Below are 18,377 nucleotides of genomic sequence, written 5' to 3'. Positions count from 1 at the left end.
ACTCCGCCACGGTGAGGGCCGCCGGCATCATGCAGTCCGGCAGGACCCCCACTGCGCGGTTCACAGCGGCACTCCTAGTTCTGTGGTTCGCGCCGATTCGGGCCCTGCGGCGGATCAGGAGCGCATGGCCTCGATCAGGCCTTGCGCCCGCCTGCCGGTCCGGCTGACGTTGATGAAATCGAGGCAGCCCTGCCTGCCGTCCTGTCCGTGCGCAACGGCCATCCTGAGCGAGCCCCCGTGGGCCGACAACCGGCACTGCATCAAGCTGCATTGACGGATCATCCGGGCACCCGTCCTGCTGGCAGGTTGTTGCAGCGGATCCGGAGACCGATGAGGGCCGGGGCTATGGTCGGTGAAACGGTGAATCGTGGAGTTCCTGCGGCCGCCCGACCCCGATCCGGCGGCGCGTGTAGCTCGGCCGGGCGGGAAATGCCACCGGCCAGCCTGATCCGATAACTCCCGTATGAAGGGGAATCGATGAGCCCAAGCAGCCTCGACAATGCTGTTTTCGGATTGTTCTCGACGCACGCCCTGGACCTGGCCATCAGGCACGGTGTCTTCTCCCACCTGGTCGAGCAGACCTCGGCCGACGCCGAGAGCATCGCCCGGGCGCGGGGAATCGACGCGGACACCACCGAGCGTCTCCTGCTGGTGCTGGCTGCGGCCTCCGTGCTGGACCGCGGCCCCGGAGGAACCTACCGGGTGGCCCCCGAGGCGGTGCCCTACGTGGACCCGACGAGCTCCCGCTACCTGGGCGGGTTCGTCCGCCACCTGGTGGCCAACACGGCCGGCCAGCTGTCGCTGCTCGACGACTACCTCAAGCGCGGCAAGGCGGCCGCGGACGCGGGACGCCCCGCGGTCTTCGACGGCATCTACCGGGACGAGGAGTCCACCGCGACATTCCTGGAGGCCATGTGGCAGCTGAGCTACGAGCCCTCCAAGGAGCTTGTGGGACTGGCGGAACTCGCCGACGTCCGCCGGCTCGTGGACGTCGGCGGTGCGAGCGGTGCGTTCGCGGTGGCAGCCCTGGCGAAGCACTCCGGCCTCCGGGCCGCCGTCTTCGACCTGCCCCAGGTCGCGCCCCACCTGGACCGGGTGTGCCGCGACCGGGGCCTGACTGACCGGCTCGAATTCGTTCCGGGCGACTTCTTCCAGGACGAGCTGCCGGCCGCCGACTGCCTGTCCTTCGGCTACATCCTTTCCGACTGGGAGGACGGGACCTGCCTCGGGCTCCTGGAGAAGGCATACCGCGCCTGTGCTCCCGGAGGCCGGGTCCTGGTGCTGGAACGCCTCTTCGACGAGCAGGGCGGACCGCTGCCGACCGCGGTGATGAACCTGTCCATGCACGTGGAGACCCAGGGGCGGCACCGGACCGGCGCGGAGTACATCGCGCTACTCGAGAAGGCGGGCTTCGTCGACTGCTCCGTGCACCGCTCCAGCTGGGACAAACACCTGGTGATCGGGAGGAAGTCGTGACCGCACCGACCGCAGCGCCGGTCGGCATCCTGTCGACCCACGAGGACCTGCTGACCGAACGGCAGCAGGTCCTGACCCGCCTCCAGCGGGAGCGCGGACGCAGCTTTCTGGAGCAGACCGACCGGGACTACCTGGCCGCGGTGCACGCCGAAGCGCTGTCGGACGGGAACTCCGAGGACGCCGAGACGACCAGGCTGCTCACCCGCCCGTTCAGCACCGAGCTGCCCATCCCGGACTACTACCGTTACACCTGCATGCACGTGTACAGCTGGTTCCTGGACCGCTTCCCGGACGACCCGGTCGACGGCGCCCTGCTAGCCCTCCACGAGACCCTGACGGATCTGCTCGAGGTGGAGCGGGTGGCCTGGGACGAGGGCGCCCGGCCGGAGCACGTCGTCGCGCGGATCGAGCTCCTGACCGGTTTCCTCGCCAGGGTCCGCGCCGTTCCGCTGGACCCGGTGGCGGGCGTGAGCGTAGGCGACCGGCTGCGCCACGTGGCGGCCGACCCGGTCCTCGGACGCCGGCTCGCGCTGCTGGTGGAGTGCAGCCGCTTCCGCCGCTCGGACAAGCACGAGGAGTACATCTTCCTCCGCTCGGTGCAGGCCTCCGAGATGGTGTTCTTCGTGCTCCGCAGGCTAGCCACAGAGGTCGCCGCCAGCATGGAGACCTTCCCCGCCAGGTCGGCCTTCCGGCTGGCCCAGGCCAACGAGTGCGCCGAACTTGTCAGCGGGATCTTCGAGGTGCTGACGACGCTGACCCCCGAGGCGTTCATGACGTTCCGGGAGGCGACCGGGCAGGCCAGCGCGGTGCAATCGATGAATTACCACGCGATGGAGATCGCACTGTTCGGATTCGACCCGCGCAAGGCCGAGGTCTTCGCGGGGATCGATCACCTCGGCGTTTTCAACGAGCCGGACGTCCAGGCCCACCGCTCGCTTTCGGCCGCCGCCGTGGAGACCGAGAACGAAATGCTGACGGCCGGATGGCGGCAACTGGACCGCACCATGGCGAAGTGGCGGGGCAGTCACTACCGGTTCGCCCGGACCTATCTGCCGGTCGGGACCAAGGGGTCCGGGGACACCGAGGGTGCGGGTTATGTCAAGAAATTCATGAAGAAGGACGTCTGCCTGGTCGGGACCGACCCATATGCCGGCCTTCCCCTGCTGTCCGGTTTCCTCTCCTACTGAGGTGACGGGAATTCCCCTTCGGGCCCGCGCTGGCGGCCGGGCCCGTCATTTCCATTGAGTCGGAGGAGAGACGTGTCCTCAGTACCCCCCCGTTCCGCACCGGGAATATGCCGTGTGGTGCTCACCGGATTCGGTGTCGTGTCCAGTATCGGAATCGGTGCGGCCGAGTTCACCGAGAGCCTGCGGGCGGGCCGCAGCGGAGTGAGCCCGATCTCGGTGTTCGATGTGGAGGGCTTCGCCCACGGCAACGGCTGCGAGGTGACCGAGTTCGTCCCTGAGCAGTGGATCACCCGTACCCCCGTGTCGGCCCTGGGCCGGGCGAGCCGGTTCGCGGTCGGGGCGGCGCGGATGGCCCTGGCGGACGCCGGGCTGGACTCCGAGTGGCTGGCCGCCCGGCGCGGACTGATCTCGGTGGGTACCACCGACGGCGAGTCCTACGAGCTGGACCAACTGGTCGCCGCCGAGCTCGCCGACGGCCCCGATCGGATGGACCCCGAGGTCGTCCGCAGGACCTCGGCGATCCGGCTGTCCACCGCCATCGCCCAGGAACTGGAGCTGACCGACGTCGAGGCGATGACCATCGCGACGGCCTGCTCCGCCGGCAACTACGCGATCGGCTACGGCTTCGACGCGGTGCGCAACGGCGAGGTCCAGTACGCCCTCTGCGGCGGCGCCGACGCGATGTGCCGCAAGACCTTCACCGGCTTCTACCGGCTGGGCACCATCGCCCCCGAGTGCTGCCAGCCCTTCGACGTCAACCGCAAGGGCATCCTGACCGGCGAGGGCGCCGGCGTCCTGGTGCTGGAGAGCCTGGAGTCCGCCCTGGCCCGAGGCGCCCGGATCTACGCCGAGGTGCTCGGCTACGGCCTCAACTGCGACGCTTACCACCAGGTGGCACCGAACGGCGACAGCGTCGCCGAATGCATGGAGATCGCGTTGCGCAACGCCGGCGTCAAGCCGGACGAGGTGGACCTGATCTCCGCCCACGGCACCGGCACCAAGGCGAACGACATCACCGAGGCCGGCGCGATCCGGAAGGTCTTCGGCGACACCACGCCGCGCACCATCTCGCTCAAGTCGATGCTCGGTCACACCATGGGCGCCGCCAGCGCCTTGGGGGCGATCGCCTGCGGCCTCGCCATCACCCACGGCTTCATCCCGCCGACCATCAACCACACCGAGACCGACCCGGAGTGCGACATCGACTGCGTGCCCAACCAGGCGGTCGACGCGGACCTGCGGGTCGTCCAGAACAACGGCCTGGCATTCGGCGGGAACAACGCGATCGTCGTGCTCGGCAAGTACGAGCCCGAGCGCCGTGACGACCGGGCGGGCAGCACGGCATGAGCTATCCGATCACCGGAGTCGGCGCCGTGGCGAGCATCGGCGGCGACCCGAAGGAGATCTTCGAGGCGCTGTGCGACGGCCGCAGCGGCCTCGGGCCGCTCGGCGGCTTCGACCGCTCCCGCTACAAGGCGCAGCAGCTGTTCGAGATCGACGACCGTCCGGCGGGTGGCGACGAATCCCACCGCGCCACCCGGCTGCTGGTCCAGGCCGTCCGGCAGGCCCTGCGCGACGCCGGTCTGCCCGAGGACCTCGGCGACACGCCGGTCCTGGTCGGCACCGGGCTGCGCGAACTTCGCTCGCTGGAACTGTGGTGGCGCGACGGCGTTCCGTTCAGCGCCGACGAGCTCGACTTCGGCCCCGCGCTGCACCGTGAGTTCGGCGCGACGGACACCCACACCTTCGCCAACGCCTGCTCGGCCTCGCTGTACGCGCTCGCGCTCGGCTGGGACCTGCTGGCCCAGGGGGACACGGACACCGTGGTCGTGGCCGGCTGCGACGTCGTCACCGAGTCCATGTTCGGCCAGGCCGACCGGATTCAGCTGACCCCGCCGACCGCGGTCCGCCCGTTCGACAACGCCCGCCAGGGCACCATCCTGGGCGAGGGGGCCGCCGCCGTGGTGCTGAGCAGCCGTCCCGGCCGGGACCGGCCCGTCCGCGGCCTGCTGCACTCGGTGGCGGTCAACTGCGACGCTTACCACACCACCGCGCCCGACCCGGTCGGGGTGGGCGCCTCGGTCCGGCAGGCCCACGCGGCGGCCGGCATCGGGCCGCAGGACCTCGACCTGGTGCTGCTGCACGCCACCGGCACGCTGCTCAACGACCGCACCGAGGCCGATGTGCTCAGCGAGGTCTTCGCCGGCACTGCCCCGGCCATGACCGGGATCAAGGGGCTGACCGGCCACACCTCCGGCTCGGCCGCCCTGCTGAGCCTGGTGGTCGCCCTGTCGGCGATCGAGAGTGGCCGGATCCCGCCCATGGCGGGCCTGGCGGACCCCCTGCCGGAGGCCGCCGGCCTGCGGCTGGTGAGTGGCGCGCCGCTGACCGCACCGGTCGGGCTCGCCCAGGTCAACGGCTTCGGCTTCGGCGGCGTCAACGCCGTCGCGATCGTGGGAGGTGCCGCATGACCGTGGCCGTCACCGGGCTGAGCGTGCTCCTGCCCGGCCTCACCGACCCCCGTGCGCTGCTGGCGGCGCCCACGCCCGACGCCGACCCGGTCGACCCGGCCGCCCTGATCGGGCGTAAGGGGCTGCGCTACAAGGACCGCGCCACCCAGCTCGGCCTGTGCCTGGCCCAGGCCGCGCTGACCGACGCCGGCCTGCTCGACGGGACGGGCCCGGCTGCCGCCGGCGACCGGATCGGGGTCGTGGTCAGCACCAACCTGGGCAACGCGGACACGGTCTGCCGCGCCGTCGAGACGATCGCCAAGGAGAGCACCAGCGGGCTCAGCCCGATGGACACCCCGAACGCCTCCAGCAACATCGTCGCCTCCGAGATCGCGATCAGGTACGGCCTGCGCGGCCCCAACCTGACCCTCTGCAACGGTGTCACCTCCGGCCTGGACGCGCTGCGCTGGGCCACCCTGCTGCTGCGCTCCGGCCGGGCCGACCACGTGCTGGTCATCGGCGTGGAGCCGGACAACCCGGTCACCCGGGCGCTGGTCGACGGCCGAGTGGTCGACGGGGGCGCCGGGGTGGTCCTGGGCCGTGCCGCGGCCGGCGCCCCGGCGCGGGCGCTGCTCGGCCCCCTGGTCCGGGCCGCCGACCTGCACAACTGCGCGAGCCGGCTGACCGAGGCCGTGCCCGGGCCCGCCGCCGTGATCGCCGCCGACCCGCTGCCCGGGACGGACGCCGTCGTGCGGATCGACCTCGGCGGCTGGGGCGAGTGCTCGGGTGCGCTCGGCGTGCTCCAGGTGGCGGCAGCCGTCGGCTGGGTCGACTCCGGCCGCCGCGAGCCGGTCCTCGCGCTGCTCGGCGGCCCCTCGGCACCGGCCGCCACCGGCCTGGCGCTCCACGCTCCCGGGGAACGCCGATGAGCCGACTGCTGCTGCTGCACGGGCTCGGCAACAACGCCGGCCTGTGGGCCGCCGCAACCCCCCACTGGCGCCCGGGGCTTGGCATCCACGCCCCGCACATGCCCTGGAGCGGCGACGGAATCGCCGGCTGGCGGCACGAGACCGATTCGGCCCGCCACGTCGAGCAGGCCCTCGCCGCGGTCGACGGCGGGGCCGACGTGGTCGTCGCACACTCCTTCGCCACCCTCCCGCTGCTCGAACTGCTCTGCCGCCGGGAGGCGGCCGGCGACCCGGTGCGGCTGGCCGGCGTGGTGCTGGTGAACCCCTTCTACCGGCAGTGCGCGGAGGACTTCCACTGGGACGACATCGTGCCCATGGTCGGCAACTTCCCGCAGACGGTCAGCGAGGGGATCCGCCTGCAGAGCGGAGCGCGGCCGATCGAGCCGGGCCTGCAGGCCGACATCATCCGCAAGCTCTGCGTGTGGATCGGCCCGTACGGCTGGCTGCGCTTCTACGAGGCGTACCTGCGCACCCCCACCCTGCCGGTGCACCTGATCAGCACCCCGTGCCTGGTGGTCGGTACCGAGCTGGACACCAGCGCGCCCGCCTCCGACGTCCACCAGCTCACGGAGCGGCTGCCGCGGGCCGAGAGCATCCTGCTGCGCGGCGTCGGCCACTTCCCGATGCTGGAACGACCCGGTCAGTTCACCGACCTGGTTCAGGCGTTCCTCGACCGCAGCCCGATCCGGTCCGGCCTCGCGGGCGATGCCCCGAGCCCGGTCTGACCGGCCCCAACCGACCTCACCGACCCGAATCGAACTCTCACCACGAAGGAGACGGCGATGGCCGACGTCCGGGATCCCGCCGCGGACAAGCTGAGCGCTCCCAGTACCGCACGGATCCGCCCAGGTTTCGAAGGCAACAACATCAGCCACGCTCTCGGCTTCAAGCACATCAACTACGTGTCCGAAGCCGCCGTGCTGCACCACTTCCGCGAGGCGGGCCTGCCGGTCGGGAGGCTGTACAAGGAGTTCGGACTCGGCTTCGAGATCGTCGAACTGAAGTCCCGCCTGATCGAACTGCTGGACCTGGACGACGAGGTGACCGCCGAGGTGGTGCCCGTCACCAAGCCGGGCGCGACCGAACTCGCCTTCAAGGTCAGTCAGTTCGTCCAGCGCGACGGCAAGTCCGTGAAGTCCGCGACCTCCACTGTCAAGGTCGCGCTGCGCATCGACGACCACGTCACGGCCTCCGGCCCCTACCCGGAGGCGGTCCACCCCTTCGCGGTGCCGCGTCTGGGCACCGGGGCGCGCCTGGAGCTCGGTGTCACGCCCCGCCCGTACGGCAGCCTCTCCGAGGGCCGCGGCACCGTCGGCGCCGACCCGGTCCTGGCCCGGCTGATCGGTGAGGACAACGCCTTCGGCTGGCGCTGGCGGGTGCCCTACTTCTACTGCCACTTCAACGAGCGTCTGCAGATGTCCGGCTTCCTGCGCGTGATGGAGGAGACCGAGGACCTCTTCCTGGCCGACCGCGGTCTGCCGATCAAGCACGTGCTGGACACCCGGCGTTGGATCCCGGTGGTCACCCAGTCCGAGATCCGGCTGCTGGACGAGACCCTGATGGAGGAGGAGCTCCACACCGTCTACACCATCGAGGACGTCGTGAAGGAGCTGCTCTACACCGCGCGGATGGACACCTACGTGGTCCGCGGCGGGGAACTTGTCCACACGGCCACCGGCCGCATCACCCACGGCTACCTGCACGAGTTCGAGCCCAACTCCTGGCGGATGGCCACCCTGGACGAGGCGACCGTCGCCGCCCTCTCCACCCCGAAGAAGGTGAACGCGTGAGCGCCTCCACTGCGATCCGGCCGGTGATCACGGGCTGGTCGGCGGTCTCGCCGTACGGCCTGGACGCCGGGGCATTCTCCGAGGGGCTGCGCTCGGGCCGCTCCACCGCCGCGGCCCTGGACACCACCCGCTGGCAGGTGCCCGAGGGCAACGCCCACCTGGTGCCGGGCTTCGAGGTCCGCGAGCTCCTCGGCAAGAAGGGCACCCGCTCGATGGACCGGGTCACCGGCCTGGCGATCTCGGCGGTCCGCGGGCTCCTGGGCCAGCCGGACGCCGACCCGCAGCGCGAGACCGGCGACCGGGCCGCGCTGGTGCTGGGCACGACCACCGGCAGCGTCGCCAGCATGATGGACTTCACCCGCAGCTCGCTGGAGGGCGCCCGCCCCTTCGAGGTCGACCCGGCGCTGATGCCGAACGCGGTGATGAACTGCGCGGCCGGCCAGAGCGCGATCTGGCACGGGCTGCGCGGCCCCAACACCACGGTGGCGGGCGGCCGGACCGCGAGCCTGGCCGCCGTGAACTACGCGACCCGGCTGCTCGCCTCCGGCCGCGCCGACTCCGTCCTGTGCGGTGCGGTGGAGGAGTTCTCCGCAGCCCGCTACTGGATCGAGCACCACAGCCGTGGCGCAGAGGCCCCCGAGACCGGTATCGGCGAGGGCAGCGCGATGCTGCTGATCCAGCCCTCGGACGCGGTGAGCCCCGGGCGCCGCGCGCTCGCCGAGGTGCTCGCAGTACGCTCCCGCGTCGCGGCCCGCGTGGACGACCAGGAGCTGCTGGCCGCCTGCGTCCGCTCCGCCCTGGACGCCTCTGGCGTGGCACCCCACGAGGTCTGGGCCGCCGTCTCCAGCGACGCCCCCGGCACGGCCGGCCGGACCGAGGTCGCGGCGCTGCGCGCGGTGCTCGGCGACCAGGCCGACGAGACCCTGACCAGGGTTCCCGCAGTCGGTGTCCTGGGCGACGTCTCCGCCGCCACCGGTGTGTTCCAGATCGCCATCCTGCTGTCCGCCGCCGTCGACCAGCCGACCGCCGCGGGCCGGCCCGTCGTGCTGACGTCGGTGGACCGCGACGGCGCCATGGCCTGCGCGGTGCTGCGCCTGGGGGCGGCATGACCACCGCCGCGCCCGTCACGCACCCGCCGATCAGCCCGGTGGCCGGGCCGATCGAGGTGGTGTCCCCGCTGACCGACGGGCGGTCCGGGGTGCGGATCGTGATCACCCCCGACGAGCCGGCCTTCGCCGGCCACTACCCGGACTTCCCGATCTTCCCCGGCGTCTGCATCCTCGAATGCGCCCACCAGGGCGCCCGCGCCACGGCCCCCGAACCGGTCGAACTGATCGCGGTGGACTCCGCCCGTTTCAGCGGCGCGGTCTACCCCGGCGACACCCTCACCATCGACCTCACCTGGCGCCGCACCGAGGACGGCTGGCAATGCCGGGCCGCCGCCGCCACCGGGAACGGGCCCGCGGCCTCCCTGCGCCTGCGCTTCGCCGGCACGGACGGAGGAGCACGATGACCGTCACCGAGCCGACGCCGGGCAGCACACCGGCCCCCGCGGTCGTCGACCTGCTGCCGCACCGCTACCCGATGCTCCTGGTGGACCGGGTGGTGGAACTGGTACCGGGGGAGCGGATCACGGCGACCAAGGCCGTCACCTACAACGAGCCCTGGTACGCCGGGCTGGCCCCGGGCCAGGACCCGGCCTACCCGCTGCCGCTGCTGATCGAGTCCTGGGGACAGGCTGCCGGCGTGCTGGCCGCCGCCTGCCGGCCCGACGCCCGCGGCCAGGTCATGCTGTTCGGCAGTGTCGCCGATGCCCGCTTCCACAGCCACGCCCACCCCGGTGACGTGATCGAGCACCTGGTCCGGGTCGACCGGATGCTCGACGACTCGGTGGTCTTCGAGGGCGAGAGCCGCTGTGCCGGCCGGCTGGTGATGTCGGTGGAGCGCATGGTGATGGCCTTCCGGCCGGCGGCACTGCTGCGCCCCGAAACCGCCGCGCCGCCGGCCTGACCGAGGAGAGACACATGACCGTGATACCCAAGCCTTCCAAGTACTGGATGTTCACCAACGAGTTCACCCAGGACCCGTTTCCGATCCTGGAGTACATCCGCTCCCAGGGCCCGGTCTGTGAGGTGCCGCTGCCCGGCGCCGGCCGGGCCTGGGTGATCACCCGTTACGAGGAGGCCAAGGAAGCGCTGGCCGACTCCCGGCTCAGCCGCGACATCCACTACCACTACCGGCTGATCGCGGAGCGGACCGGGCAGCGAGTGATGCCCCCGCCGGAGACCTCCAACCACCTGGCCAACCTCGAACCGCCCCGGCACACCCCGCTGCGCCGCGCGATCAGCTTCGCCTTCACCCCCCGCCGGGCCGAGGAGATGCGTCCCAAGGTCGAGGCCATGGCCGACGAGCTGCTGGACAGGCTCGCTGATCAGGCCGAGCCCGACCTGATCAGCGGCTACGCCGATCCGCTCCCGGTGATCGCCATCGCCGCTCTGATGGGCGTGCCCGCCGACTCCTGGCCCGACTTCCTGCGCTGGTCCAACTCGCTACGGGCGGCAGATCCGCTCGGCGGCGAGATGGAGCGCACGACCAGGGAACTCTCCACCTACCTGAGCGCGCTGATCGCACGGAAGGAGAAGGAACCCGGCGACGACCTGATCTCCGCCCTGATCCATGCCGATCCCGACAAGCGGTTGACCAGCACGGAGATCCTCTCCACCTCCTTCGCCCTGATGACCGGCGGCAACGACACCACCGCCAGCCTGGTCGGCGGCGTCCTGGGCACCTTCCTGACGCACCCTGAGGAACGCGACCGGCTGCTGGCGGAGCCGGGCTCCTGGGGCACCGCGATGGACGAGCTCATCCGCTACGTCAGCCCGATCGGGAACACCCTGCAGCGCGCCACCACCGAGCCGGTGACGATCGGCGGGACCACCATCCCGGCAGGCGAGATCGTGATCATCTCGGTCATCTCGGCCAACCGGGACGAACGTCAGACCCCCGACCATCCCAACGGGTTGGACTTGGACCGGGAGAAGCCCGCCCACCTGTCCTTCGGTTTCGGAATCCACTACTGCTCGGGCGCGCATCTGGCTAAGGTGATCACTGAGGTCGGCACCCGCCGGGTCTTCGAGCGCTTCCCGAACGTGCGGCTCGCCGTGGACCCGAGCGAACTGCGGTACCAGCAGAACGTGGTGACTCGCCCGCTGGAGACTCTGCCGGTTCGGTGGTCCGCCGACGACGCGACGTCCAGGGGAGTGGGATGACAGATCTTCAACCGCGCGGGACCAAGGCCACCACCACAGCACACCAGCGATGAAGACCGCCTCGCTCATCCTCTTCGGGGCGATCAGCGTGATCATCGCGGTCGGCGGCCTTGCGATCGGTGCCCGCCGGCTGCTCGGCGTGCGGATCGGCCTCATCAGGGCGGCCCTGACCGGTTCGGCCGGGGTCGCCGCGGCCTCCGTACTCGGCTCGGCCCTGAGCAACGCGAACCGGTCGGTGGGCCTGTCCGTGCTCCTCACCGTCGAGGTCGGTGCCGGCCTGTTCGCCGCGGTGGCCTTCCTCGCGCTCTCCGAGCTCCTCCTGCCGACCGGCTCCTGGTCGGCACTGCGTCTGCCCCAGGCGCTGCGTCGACGCTGGGTACGGACCCGGCGCTACTCGCAGCTCAGCGCGATAGCCCGGCGGCACGGTCTCACCCGCCTGCTGCGCAGTGCGGACCGGGCCCGTGCCGTCGGCCCCTACGGCCACCCCGAGCTCGCCCGCTCGCTGCGTCTGGCCCTGGAGGAGGGCGGCGTCACCTTCGTCAAGCTCGGCCAGCTGATGTCGGTGCGCTACGACCTGTTGCCGCCGCAGTTCATCATCCAATTGAGCCGGCTCCAGCACCAGGCGGCGCCCGCCCTCTGGGAGCAGGTGGCCGCACAACTGGAGGAGGAGCTCGGCGGCCCCACCGACGAGGTCTTCGCCGAGTTCGACCCCCGGCCGCTCGCGGCCGGTTCGATCGCGCAGGTCCACCGGGCGCGGCTGCGCTCCGGACAACAGGTGGTGGTCAAGGTCCGCCGCCCGGGGTGCCGGCCCGTGGTCGAACGTGATCTGGACATCCTCTGCAGTGCCGCGCGAAAGCTGGAGGAACGCACCAAGTGGGGGCGTTCCACCGGTGTTCACGCACTTGCCCAGGGGTTCGCCCAGTCCGTGCTGGAGGAGCTCGACTTCCGGATCGAGGCACGCAACATCGCGGCCATCGCGGCGGCCACCGCCGAGACGGCGGGTCGATCCGCGGCCCCGGTGGGACCCGAGGTGGTGATCCCGTCCGTGTACCAGGAGCTGAGCACCGAGAAGGTCCTGGTCGTCGAGTGGATGGACGGCGTCGCCCTCGGCTCCGTGACGCCGGAGCAGGTCGCGAGCCTGATGGACCCCGCCGCCGCCGCCAACGCGGTGCTGGACTGCGTGCTGCGGCAGATCATGGTCGGCGGGATCTTCCACGCCGATCCGCACCCGGGCAACATCCTGCTGCTGCGCGACGGCCGGATCGCGCTGCTGGACTTCGGATCCGTGGGCCGGATCGACTCCCTGCTCCAGGCCAGACTGCGCGACATGCTCCTCGCGGTCAACAAGGGCGATGCGGCGGCGCTGTGTGACGTGCTCGTGGGGCTGGTCAACGATCCGGAGACCATCGACGAGCCGAAGCTGGAACGCTCGCTCGGCGACTTCCTGGCACGTCATTTCAGCCCGGGCCTGCCTCTGGATCTCGCCTCCTTCGGCGACCTGTTCCGTCTGGTCGCCGAGCACCGGATCACCATTCCGCCCAACGTCGCGGCCGCTTTCCGGGCTCTGGCGACTCTGGAGGGCACGCTTCCCCGGTTCGATCCGTCCTTCGACCTCCTGGGCGCGACCAAGGGCTTCGCCAGGACGCACCTCACGGAGAAGATCGCACCCGCTGCACTGGCCCAGTCGGCGATGGAGGAGCTGCTGGCGGTACTGCCGATGCTCCGCCAGCTGCCACGTCGGCTGAACCGGATCACCGGAGCGCTGGAGCAGGGTCGCCTGGGCGTCAACGTCCGGCTGCTGGGTCACCAGCACGACCGCGGCTTCGTCCGCGAGCTGCTGAGCGAGGCCATCCTCACCGTTCTGGGCGCCACCACCGGCGTGATGGCGGTGCTCCTGCTCGGAACCGCGGGCGGGCCGATGATCGTGCGCTCCGTCAGCCTCTTCCAGGTCATCGGATACAACCTCCTCTTGGTCAGCGCGGTCCTGATGATCCGGGTGCTGTTCGGCATGGTGCGCAGGCAATGACGGCAGCCGGCGTCCGGGCGGAGGGCCCGCCGCTGCGATGAGGTCGCGTCATGACCGGAACTGGTCAGCAGACCTGAGGGCGGACCACCCCGCCGGCTACCTCCGGTATGGGGACCGGCACTCACCGTCAGCTCTCCCGGCGTGCCGGCACGCTCGCGGCCCGGCCAGCGCAACTTGCTGCCAGCCCCATAGGGCCGTCGGGCTTCCGCGCTGTTCCATGGCGATGAACGGGCTCACACGTCATGGGGGTTGGAATGATGAAGTCGTCGGCGACGGTCGATCTCCGCCCGGGAGTACGGGATCGTCCGAGGGATGAGATCGAGAAGGGGCTGCTGGAAGTGCAGGCCCTGCTCGCCGACACGATGGTCAGGCATCGCGACTGGGTCTCGCAGGGATCGACCGTCACCGTGCTGCGATCCGGTGAGGACCAGCTGTCGGCGGAGGTGACGCGCCTGATCGGCCGGGCCGGGCGGGGAATCGAGGTGGTGCTCTCCTCGGACCAGGCGCGGGCCGCGGTGGTCTACCGCTCGCTGGAAGCGCTGTTGTCCGCGCGTGGCGCCACCGTCCAGGTCCGGCTGCTGTGCGGGCAGGAGGGTCTGGACCGTGAGTTCGCTCTCGCCCAGCTCGACGCCGGACACCCGGTGGAGGTGCGGACGGCCCGGCTGCCCCGCATGGAGGCGATCATGGTGGATCGTCAGGTCGCCCTGCTGGCCGATCCGATCGGCGGAAGCCGGCGGGCGGCGGTGGTGCGGGACGCCTCCGTCCTGAACTCCCTGCGAATCCTCTTCGCCGGCGTCTGGCGCAGCGCCGTACCGGTTCGCGACCAGGAGGGCTTCGGCAGTTGGCCCCGGGCCGACTTCGCGGTGCGCGTGCTGGGTTGCCTGAACGCCGGAATGACGGACGAGGCAGCGGCCCGGGAGCTGACAGTGTCGGTCCGCACCTATCGGCGCTACGTCGCCGAGATCATGGAGATGCTGGGGGTGAATTCCCGCTTCCAGGCCGGGGCGCGCGCCGCCGAGCTCGGATTGCTGCCCGCGGAACAGGAATCGCGGCCGAGTCGGCGGATCGCCTGAAAGCGGCGGGGGCCGCACTGGCAACTTCCTGAACCCGCCATTGCGTTGATCGGCATCGCCGGATAGAAATGGTTCGGAACCAGCCGAACGGGGCCGGCGGCGAATCGACAATTGTCGTCGAAGATTTCGGAAAATCCGATCGATGAACCATGGCCCGGGTGACCGGGAGGTTCCTGAGAACTCCGGCAGTCGTCTCCCCGGGCGGACTGTCGGTGGCCCGCGGCCGACGGGCGCGCGTTTCAGCTCGAAACCGCGTCGACCGGTCCGCGGAACGGCGTCGGAGCCGGCCCCGCACCCCCGGCGGGACCGGCTCCGCGCACGACAGGGGGCATACGGCGGAATGCGCGGAGGAGACGGGACAGATGATCGACAGCGCGATTGACAGCCGATGGTTCCGCCGCCACCCGGCGGCGGACGGTACGGCCACCAAGCGGCTGGTCTGTCTGCCGCACGCGGGCGGCACCGCGAGTGCGTTCCACAGCTGGGGCGGCTGCATCGGCGACGGCGTGGAGCTTTTGGCGGCCAAGTACCCGGGGCGGCACGAGCGGTTCGGCGAACCGAGCCTGGAGAGCATGGCCGAGCTCGCCGATGCGGTCACCGAGGCCCTGCTGGCCTTCACGGACCTGCCGCTGTCACTCTTCGGCCACAGCATGGGAGCCTGCCTCGCCTACGAGGTCGCCTGCCGGCTGGAGGGTGTTCACGGTGTGCGCTTGGAGGGGCTCTACGTGTCCGGTGCCCGGGCGCCGCACCGGTTCGAGCCCAAGGCGGCCTACCTGGGCGGTGACCAGGCCGTCCTGGAGGAGGTGGGCCGACTCGGCGGCACGGAGGCCGCGCTGCTGACCGACCCGGAGCTGTTCGAGCTGGTGATGCCGGGCATCCGGGCCGACTTCAGGGTGATGGGGACCTACCTCCCCAGTACCTTCGCCGTGCACTGCCCGATGGTCGGCTACGTCGGCGACCGGGACCTGGACGTCGCACCCGCGGACATGGCGGCCTGGGAGGATCTCGCGTCCGAATCCTTCGACCTGACGGTTTTTCCGGGTGACCACTTCTACCTGACCGGGGAACGCGACGCACTTCTGCGCGACCTGGCACGACGGCTGGCGTGAACGCGGTGGCCGCGTTGACGGAAGAGCGCGCCAGCGGCGTCGGCGTCCTGGACAAGACCTCTCTACTGCTTGGTGCGCTGGCCGAGGGGCCGGCTTCGCTGCGGACCCTGACCGAGGTGACCGGACTGCACCGGGCGACCGTGCACCGGCTGGCGCTGGCCCTGGAGTGCATCCGGCTGGTGTCGCGCGACGCCACGGGGCGGTTCGTGCTGGGGCCGAGGATCGAGGAGCTGGCCGAGGAGGCGGGCCGGGACCGGCTGCTGGAGAGCGCCGATCGCGTGCTGGCGGAACTGCGGGGCCGCACCGGGGCCAGCGCGCGGCTCTACCGGCGCCACGGCGACCTGCGGGTCTGCGTGGCCACGGCCGAGGGACCGCGCACCGGGCGGCAGGTCCGGTCGGCGCTGGGCGTGGCGCTACCGCTGACGGCGGGTGCGGGCGCCCAGGTGCTGCTGGCCTGGGGGGACGCGGACGAGATCACCCGAGCCGTCCGAGTGAGCGGCTTCGGCGCGGTCACCCTGACCAAGGTCCGCCGACAGGGCTGGGCGCACAGCCTGGGCGCCGGCGAGCTGGGCTTCGCCGCGGCCGCGGTGCCCGTGCGCGGGGCCACCGGAGAAGTCGTGGCCGCGTTGGTGCTGGACGGGCCGATCACGTTGCTGTCCCGGTCCCCGGGCCACCTGTACGGCGGTCTGCTGATCGACGCGGCCGCCGAGCTCTGTGCGGCGCGGACCTGACCGGTCGGCCGGGAAATCCTGACAGCTTGCTGCGGGACGGCTTGTCCGGCCCCTCGGGAAATCGATAGAAATCCTACTGGCGATTCGTTGCTAATTCCTTGGAGACGGTGATGGCAAGAAAGCCACCGCGCTGGTACTTCTCGTTCGGCAGCGCATACTCCTGGATGGCCTACCGGGACCTGACCACGCGCTATCCCGATGTGGCGGAGGTGATCGACTGGTTGCCGTTCTGGGAGCCGGACGATGCCCACCACGACCACCTGGAGGCGACCGGGGTGCAGCTGCCCTACGTCGCGATGTCCCGGGAGAAGTACCTCTACGTCCTCCAGGACGTCCGCCGGCTGGCCCGGGAGCGCGAGCTGCGAATGGTCTGGCCGACGGACCGTGCGCCCAACTGGGAGGTCTCGCACCTGGCCTACCTGGTGGCCAGGGACCACGGCCTCGGCCGGCAGTTCATCGACGAGACCTACCGGGCCAGGTGGGCGGAGGGACTGGACATCTCCTCCCCGGAGGTCGTTGCCGGCATCGGGGCGAGGATCGGCCTCGACCCTGATGTCATGGGCAACGCCTGGCAGGACCCGGAGGTGCGCGCCCGCGGCCTGGAGGCACTCAACTCCCCATATCGTGACGGGGTGTTCGGGGTCCCGTACTTCATCGACGGCTACCAGCGCTTCTGGGGCATCGACCGGCTGCCCGGATTCGTCTCCGCCGTGCGCCACCGCATGGCGGCCGCCACCGCGACCGCCCGCTGACCAACGTCGGCCGACATCACGCGACGCCGACGGCCGCAAGATCCGCAACCAACCGACAGGAGCCCGATCCATCATGGCGACCAACCCGTTCGAGGACGACAGCGCCTCCTACTACGTCCTCGTCAACGAGGAGAACCAGCACTCGCTGTGGCCCGCCTTCGCCGAGGTCCCGGCCGGCTGGACCGTCGTGCACGGCCAGGAGAGCCGCGAGTCCTGCCTCGAGTACATCAACACCAACTGGACGGACATGCGCCCGAAGAGCCTCGTCGAGGCGATGGGCGCCTGACCCGCGTTCACCTGACGGCGGCTCCCCCCATTGGCCGCGGCACCACACCCAGGCCCCCGGTCCCACACGGACCGGGGCCTGTCGCGTGTTCGCTGGCAGTTTGCTGCCAGCCTGCCCCTGGGGGACCGGGTGATCCCCGGTACCGGACCTAGGGTCGGGTTCGAACGACCGCGCCGACGCTTCGCCCGGAGGAACGATGACCGCGCTGACCGCCGAGCCCCTGCCGGACTCCCTGGTGGCCCGGCTGGCCCTGACCGACCGGGGGCTCGCCGACCGGCTGCACCTCGGACTTGCCGACGCCGAGACCCGACTGCGCGAGGTGGCGGCCGATGTGCCGAACGCGCTGGTCGCCGAATGGTCGCGGTACCTGATCGAGGCCGGCGGGAAGCGGCTGCGCCCGCTGCTGGTGCTGCTCGCGGCCGAGTTCGGCGCGGCGGCCGCCGCGGACGGGTCTGACCGGATCAAGGACGCCGCCGCGATGGTGGAGCTGATACACGTGGCCTCGCTGCACCACGACGACGTGATGGACGGTGCCCGCAGCCGGCACGGCGTGCCGAGCGCACCGGCCCGCTGGGGCAACCGGACGGCCGTGCAGCTCGGCAACCGGCTGCTGATCAGGGCCGGCCGGATCGCCGCCGACCTGGGGGGCGAGGCGGTCAGGCTGCAGGGCAGCGCCGCCGAACGCCTGGTCCAGGGCCAGCTGCGGGAGTTGACCGGGCCTGCGGCGGGGGAGTCCCCGCTGACCCACCACTTCGCGGTGATCGCCGACAAGACGGCCTCGCTGATCTCCATGGCGCTGCGCGTGGGCGGCACGGTGGCGGGCGTGCCCGCCCCGGCCGTCCGGGTGCTCGCCGAGTACGGCGAGCACCTCGGCATCGTCTTCCAACTCTCCGACGATCTGCTGGACTTCGCCGCCGACCCGGCGGAGTCCGGCAAGGATGCCGGGATCGACCTCGCCGTCGGGGTGCGCACCCTGCCGGTGCTGCTGGCGCTCAGCGAGGACGGGCCGCGCGCGGCCGAGCTGCGCCGGCTGCTGGAGGGCGGGCCGCTCACCGACGAGGGCGGCCGCCGCCGGGCGGCGGAGCTGCTGCGCAGCTCGACCGCCGAGGCGCGCGCCCGCGAACTGCTGCACTCCTACGCGACGGACGCCCGCGACGCGCTGTCCGACCTGCCGGACCTCCCGGCCCGGGAGGCGCTGGCCGCGCTGGTGGGAGTGGTCGAGCATCGCACCTCGTGAACACCGCACCTCCTGAGGCCGGT

The 18,377-nt window shown here is 71.3% G+C and carries 18 protein-coding genes; all 18 read left to right on the top strand.

Annotated features, from left to right (window positions below; translation table 11 throughout):
- Nucleotides 1-477: 477 nt before the first annotated feature.
- Entirely contained in the window at nt 478-1,476 is a 999-nt protein-coding gene (locus tag ACZ3YO_RS22815) for a methyltransferase (RefSeq protein ID WP_465572159.1), read from the top strand.
- A complete protein-coding gene (locus tag ACZ3YO_RS22810; protein ID WP_465572156.1) occupies nt 1,473-2,663 on the top strand; it encodes a tryptophan 2,3-dioxygenase in 1,191 nt (396 codons plus the stop codon). Before ACZ3YO_RS22815 ends, ACZ3YO_RS22810 begins: the two co-directional genes overlap by 4 nt.
- A 72-nt stretch (nt 2,664-2,735) precedes the next feature.
- On the top strand, nt 2,736-4,010 hold the full coding sequence (locus tag ACZ3YO_RS22805) for a beta-ketoacyl-[acyl-carrier-protein] synthase family protein (RefSeq protein WP_465572153.1): 1,275 nt from the start codon (nt 2,736-2,738) through the stop codon (nt 4,008-4,010).
- On the top strand, nt 4,007-5,134 hold the full coding sequence (locus ACZ3YO_RS22800) for a beta-ketoacyl-[acyl-carrier-protein] synthase family protein (RefSeq protein WP_465572150.1): 1,128 nt from the start codon (nt 4,007-4,009) through the stop codon (nt 5,132-5,134). Before ACZ3YO_RS22805 ends, ACZ3YO_RS22800 begins: the two co-directional genes overlap by 4 nt.
- Nucleotides 5,131-6,042: a beta-ketoacyl synthase N-terminal-like domain-containing protein gene (locus ACZ3YO_RS22795; protein ID WP_465572148.1), complete on the top strand. Its 912-nt coding sequence runs from the start codon at nt 5,131-5,133 to the stop codon at nt 6,040-6,042. Before ACZ3YO_RS22800 ends, ACZ3YO_RS22795 begins: the two co-directional genes overlap by 4 nt.
- Nucleotides 6,039-6,806, top strand: a complete 768-nt coding sequence (locus tag ACZ3YO_RS22790) for an alpha/beta fold hydrolase (RefSeq protein ID WP_465572146.1) — start codon at nt 6,039-6,041, stop codon at nt 6,804-6,806. Before ACZ3YO_RS22795 ends, ACZ3YO_RS22790 begins: the two co-directional genes overlap by 4 nt.
- A 57-nt stretch (nt 6,807-6,863) precedes the next feature.
- Nucleotides 6,864-7,871, top strand: a complete 1,008-nt coding sequence (locus tag ACZ3YO_RS22785) for a hypothetical protein (RefSeq protein ID WP_465572143.1) — start codon at nt 6,864-6,866, stop codon at nt 7,869-7,871.
- Nucleotides 7,868-8,980, top strand: a complete 1,113-nt coding sequence (locus ACZ3YO_RS22780; RefSeq protein WP_465572141.1) for a beta-ketoacyl synthase N-terminal-like domain-containing protein — start codon at nt 7,868-7,870, stop codon at nt 8,978-8,980. The genes ACZ3YO_RS22785 and ACZ3YO_RS22780 overlap by 4 nt, the downstream gene beginning before the upstream one ends.
- Complete coding sequence (locus tag ACZ3YO_RS22775; RefSeq protein WP_465572139.1) at nt 8,977-9,384, top strand: 3-hydroxyacyl-ACP dehydratase FabZ family protein; 408 nt, start codon at nt 8,977-8,979, stop codon at nt 9,382-9,384. The genes ACZ3YO_RS22780 and ACZ3YO_RS22775 overlap by 4 nt, the downstream gene beginning before the upstream one ends.
- A complete protein-coding gene (locus tag ACZ3YO_RS22770; protein ID WP_465572136.1) occupies nt 9,381-9,881 on the top strand; it encodes a 3-hydroxyacyl-ACP dehydratase FabZ family protein in 501 nt (166 codons plus the stop codon). The genes ACZ3YO_RS22775 and ACZ3YO_RS22770 overlap by 4 nt, the downstream gene beginning before the upstream one ends.
- 14 nt (nt 9,882-9,895) lie before the next feature.
- Nucleotides 9,896-11,140, top strand: a complete 1,245-nt coding sequence (locus ACZ3YO_RS22765) for a cytochrome P450 family protein (protein WP_465572133.1) — start codon at nt 9,896-9,898, stop codon at nt 11,138-11,140.
- A gap of 49 nt (nt 11,141-11,189) precedes the next feature.
- The gene (locus ACZ3YO_RS22760) at nt 11,190-13,166 is read left to right on the top strand and encodes an ABC1 kinase family protein (protein ID WP_465572130.1); all 1,977 of its coding nucleotides are present in this window, start codon (nt 11,190-11,192) and stop codon (nt 13,164-13,166) included.
- Between the two features lie 254 nt (nt 13,167-13,420).
- Complete coding sequence (locus tag ACZ3YO_RS22755) at nt 13,421-14,239, top strand: LuxR family transcriptional regulator (protein ID WP_465572127.1); 819 nt, start codon at nt 13,421-13,423, stop codon at nt 14,237-14,239.
- 362 nt (nt 14,240-14,601) lie between these two features.
- Entirely contained in the window at nt 14,602-15,348 is a 747-nt protein-coding gene (locus ACZ3YO_RS22750; protein ID WP_465572124.1) for a thioesterase II family protein, read from the top strand.
- Nucleotides 15,345-16,079: an IclR family transcriptional regulator gene (locus ACZ3YO_RS22745; RefSeq protein ID WP_465572121.1), complete on the top strand. Its 735-nt coding sequence runs from the start codon at nt 15,345-15,347 to the stop codon at nt 16,077-16,079. The genes ACZ3YO_RS22750 and ACZ3YO_RS22745 overlap by 4 nt, the downstream gene beginning before the upstream one ends.
- Before the next feature lie 110 nt (nt 16,080-16,189).
- Complete coding sequence (locus ACZ3YO_RS22740; protein WP_465572119.1) at nt 16,190-16,831, top strand: DsbA family protein; 642 nt, start codon at nt 16,190-16,192, stop codon at nt 16,829-16,831.
- A gap of 73 nt (nt 16,832-16,904) precedes the next feature.
- The gene (locus tag ACZ3YO_RS22735; RefSeq protein ID WP_238861746.1) at nt 16,905-17,117 is read left to right on the top strand and encodes an MbtH family protein; all 213 of its coding nucleotides are present in this window, start codon (nt 16,905-16,907) and stop codon (nt 17,115-17,117) included.
- A 196-nt stretch (nt 17,118-17,313) separates the two neighbouring features.
- Nucleotides 17,314-18,354 (top strand): polyprenyl synthetase family protein, encoded by a 1,041-nt coding sequence (locus ACZ3YO_RS22730; RefSeq protein WP_465572116.1) that lies wholly within the window; start codon nt 17,314-17,316, stop codon nt 18,352-18,354.
- The last annotated feature ends 23 nt before the right edge of the window (nt 18,355-18,377 follow it).

The sequence above is a fragment of the Kitasatospora sp. NPDC022785 genome (assembly GCF_055561295.1).
This window is presented reverse-complemented; position numbering and strand designations above follow the sequence as displayed.